A 707-nucleotide genomic window follows, 5' to 3' on the forward strand; every position below is an offset into this window, starting at 1 on the left:
TGTATTTATTTTCCAAACTCTTCATTGCATGATAATGTAAAGAGATGTCTAATAGCGTATCTTCAGGTTTCTTCCCTCTTCTCTTTGCATTCTTTATTACTGAGGGATGATCTACTATTTCTCTAGGAACTAACTCTATAGCTGATTCTAATAGAATGATATTAACCATTAGGTTATTTTTAAGATAAGAGGATTATAGTATTTACTGTAATGGTAAGAAAGAAGACTATTAAGGCAAGAATCATAGAGCTTATAAAGCTTTCAGTAATTATGGCTAAACAAGGGAATCTCGAATTAGCAAGGAATTACATAAGATTAGCAGTAATGTATTCTAGAAAGGGAAAGGTAAAGATACCATTAGAGTATAAAAGAATGTATTGCAGGAAATGTTACACTCCTCTAATTCCAGGGTTGACTGAGAGAAGAAGAATAAGATCAAAGATTTTAATTAGAACGTGTCTAAATTGTAATTGGCAACGGAGATATGTACTCACAAGAAATAAGAGATCTAATAAAGCAGGTCAAAAGTAAAACGGCTGATGTAAGAATAGGAAAGAACGGACTAAGTGAAAACATATTAAATGAAATAAAAAGAAGATTGGAATATCATAAAGTTGTAAAAGTGAAAATTGGTTACAATATAGAAGAAGATAGAAGAGAGTTTGCAAAGAAAGTAGCATCCCTTGTTGGAGCTAAACTTATAGAAG

General features: G+C 31.3%; 2 protein-coding genes and 1 pseudogene. 2 read left to right on the forward strand and 1 reads right to left on the reverse strand.

Features of this window, described 5'->3' with window-relative positions:
- Window positions 1-169, reverse strand: a pseudogene (locus DMP16_RS11500) (16S rRNA methyltransferase); the annotation flags it as partial.
- A gap of 41 nt (window positions 170-210) precedes the next feature.
- Between DMP16_RS11500 and DMP16_RS10505 the strand changes: the two are divergent.
- The gene (locus DMP16_RS10505; RefSeq protein WP_069283824.1) at window positions 211-531 is read left to right on the forward strand and encodes a ribonuclease P protein component 4; all 321 of its coding nucleotides are present in this window, start codon (window positions 211-213) and stop codon (window positions 529-531) included.
- Window positions 485-707, forward strand: a 223-nt coding sequence (locus DMP16_RS10510; RefSeq protein WP_143577246.1) for a YhbY family RNA-binding protein, incomplete at its 3' end; no start/stop codon positions are given. The genes DMP16_RS10505 and DMP16_RS10510, both read left to right, overlap by 47 nt.

It is taken from the genome of Sulfolobus sp. B1 (assembly GCF_007050195.1).
Classification (GTDB): domain Archaea; phylum Thermoproteota; class Thermoprotei_A; order Sulfolobales; family Sulfolobaceae; genus Saccharolobus.

Bases quoted from the DNA above. Each gene is read 5' to 3' on its own strand.
- DMP16_RS10505 (WP_069283824.1), top strand. From the start codon at position 211: ATGGTAAGAAAGAAGACTATTAAGGCAAGAATCATAGAGCTTATAAAG.